This is a genomic window from Acinetobacter sp. YT-02 (genome assembly GCF_002412355.1).
GTDB lineage: Bacteria > Pseudomonadota > Gammaproteobacteria > Pseudomonadales > Moraxellaceae > Acinetobacter > Acinetobacter towneri.
Genome location: NZ_NOZT01000091.1, coordinates 1 through 2,677 on the forward strand (window position 1 = coordinate 1; position 2,677 = coordinate 2,677).

Sequence of the window (2,677 nt, forward strand, 5' to 3'; positions counted from 1 at the left end):
GTAGTGGCATAGGCCCAGACATAACCTTTCTTCGGTTTTTTATTATTCTCACCCATCCGCATGATGGTGACCGGTGTTTCATCTGCATGGATCACCCGCTGTTGCAGCACCACCTCTTTTAAGGCATTGGCCAGAGGTTCCAGTTCTACACCGCAGCGACCTATCCAGTCAGATAAAGTGGATCTGGACAGATCAATGCCCGCCCGCTGATAGATCAGGCGCTGACGGTACAGCGGCAAATGATCGGCATACTTCGATACCAGCACATGGCTGAGCAATTCAGGTGAAGCAATGCCTTTATCAATCACATAGGCGGGCATCGCTTGCTGAGTCAGAGTGTCACACTGATCACAGACCCATTTACCACGCACATGCTGTTCCTTATAGAACTGTGCCGGTCTGAAATGCAGTTTTTCACTGACATCTTCGCCGATACGACGGAGTTGGCAGCCACAAGCACATTGGGTTGATGCAGGTTCATGCTCAATACGGATGGTGTGTAGATGATCTGGCAGTGGTCGACGTTTAGGTTTATTGGTTTTGGCTTTCTGTGTCGCTGCATTGGTTTTATCTGCATTTAGCCGTTCCAGTTCTAGATCAACCGCGGCAATATCTTCTTCAACCGCTTCATCCCAGAGATGGATTTGTTTTGCGGTGAGATGTTCGTTTTTACTGCCGAATTTGTGCTTTTTAAACAGCGCCAGTTCATGCTCGTATTTTTGATTGAGAATAGAAAGATGTTGAACTTTGGCATCCAATTGTTGGTTTGATTGTGCTAGAGACTGATGCTGCAGCGCCAACTGCCTGGTGAATTCCAGCAGTTGTTCATGGGTCAGTTGGCTTAAGTCAGGCAGCGTATTCATGACCGCAGTATGCCTGAGGTCATGAGAAGAATGAAATAGAACGTTTGGAGAATAGCAGAATGGAACAGCCTGGTTTAAAGCATCGTCACCACCTGCTGTCGTCCAATGCGCTGCCAGGGCAAACCTTGGATCAGTGCCTGTAACTGTTCCGGGCTGAGGGCCACGGTTTCACCTTGGTGAACTTGAGCCCAGTGAAATTTGCCCTGTTCCAGCCGCCGGGCACACAGCCAGATGCCCAATCCATCATGTACCAGCACTTTCATGCGATGGCCACGTTTATTACAGAACAGGTAAGCACAATGCGGTTTGATGTAGCCAAAGGCTCTCACCACCTGAGCCATGGTCGTATCCATACCTGCACGCATGTCCATGGGCTGAGTAGACAACCAGATTTCATCAATGCGGATCATGTTGCAAGTGCCTTGAGTAATTCTGCCAAGGCAGGTATTTCTGATGTCTGCCATTTTAGCTGAATATCATTATTCGTATGAGGCACGGTGATACACAACGTGATCCTCTCATCAATAGGTTGGCTGATTGCAGCAGTGTAAGGCAAAGCAATAAATGCTGGATTCACATGAGTAGGATCCTGCACGGCACCCTCATGATGGCTGAAGATCCTGATCCAACGACTGACAAGGTTGGCATTAATACTATGTTGCAGTGCGACCGAAGCGATCGAGGTATTAGGATTTTTGCAGGCATTGACAATACTGAGTTTGAATTCTTTGCTGTATTTTCGGCGTTTTTTGTAAGCGTCCGCTGAATCCCATGCCTATTTTTTAATTTGAGTTGGATTTCCAGCGGTGTGGCAGTAATTCTTCTATTTGGGTCACTTTATGTGTCGGCAACCTTTTCAGAACATCACTTAAATAGGCATACGGATCCAGCCCATTCAGCTTTGCTGACTGGATTAATGTCATGATATTGGCTGCTCGCTGACCGCTGCGCAGCGAACCTGCAAATAGCCAATTCTTACGTCCCAACGCCCAAGGTCGCATCTGGTTTTCCACCCAATTATTATCTATAGGTAGATTGCCATCATCCAGATAGCGGCTTAAAGCTGGCCAACGCTTCAGACTGTAATTGATGGCCTTGGCGGTTGGAGAACTCGATGGCACAGTCAGTTGATGTTGGTTAAGCCATTCATACAGTTGTTGCATCACCGGTTGATTATGCTGTTGTCGGTATTCGCGGCGCTGTTCTGCCGTACCATCGGTCTTTTTCCTGAGTTCTGCTTCTATCGCATACAGTTTCTGAATCAGCACCAATGCCTGTTCAGCGACCTGACTTTTCCCGGTCACATGCAGTTCATGGAATTTACGACGTGCATGGGCCATGCAGCCCACCTCAATGACCTGGCCTGATTTAAAGCGTGCTTTATAACCACTGTAATCATCACAGACCAGATAGCCCTGCCAGCCTTTCAAGAACTCTTCAGCATGCTGGCCTGAACGACTATCTTGAAAGTCATAGATCACGGCTTGAATTGGATTGTACTGTGTAGTGGCATAGGCCCAGACATAACCTTTCTTCGGTTTTTTCTCATCATCACCCATCCGCATAATGGTGACTGGTGTTTCATCTGCATGCAGCACCTGCTGTTGCAGCACCACCTCTTTTAAGGCATTGGCCAGAGGCTCCAGTTCTACACCGCAGCGACCTATCCAGTCAGATAACGTTGATCTAGAAAGCTCGATTCCCGCCCGCTGATAGATCAGACGTTGACGGTACAGCGGTAAATGATCGGCATACTTCGATACCAGCACATGGCTGAGCAGTTCAGGTGAAGCAATGCCTTTATCAATCACATA

At 47.8% G+C, this 2,677-nt stretch carries 2 protein-coding genes and 2 pseudogenes; all 4 read right to left on the reverse strand.

Annotation, left to right across the window (positions count from 1 at the left end; genetic code table 11):
• Positions 1-863, reverse strand: a pseudogene (locus CF596_RS14325) (IS66-like element ISAba25 family transposase); the annotation flags it as partial.
• Between the two features lie 74 nt (positions 864-937).
• A complete protein-coding gene (gene tnpB, locus CF596_RS14330) occupies positions 938-1,273 on the reverse strand; it encodes an IS66 family insertion sequence element accessory protein TnpB (RefSeq protein ID WP_000618091.1) in 336 nt (111 codons plus the stop codon).
• A pseudogene (locus tag CF596_RS14335) lies at positions 1,270-1,614 on the reverse strand (transposase); the annotation flags it as partial. The gene tnpB and the pseudogene CF596_RS14335, both read right to left, overlap by 4 nt.
• Before the next feature lie 31 nt (positions 1,615-1,645).
• The coding region (locus CF596_RS14340) for an IS66 family transposase (protein WP_143228714.1) at positions 1,646-2,677 on the reverse strand (1,032 nt) is incomplete at its 5' end.

Coding starts and splice junctions, on each gene's coding strand:
- tnpB (WP_000618091.1), bottom strand. CDS start 1,273: ATGATCCGCATTGATGAAATCTGGTTGTCTACTCAGCCCATGGACATG.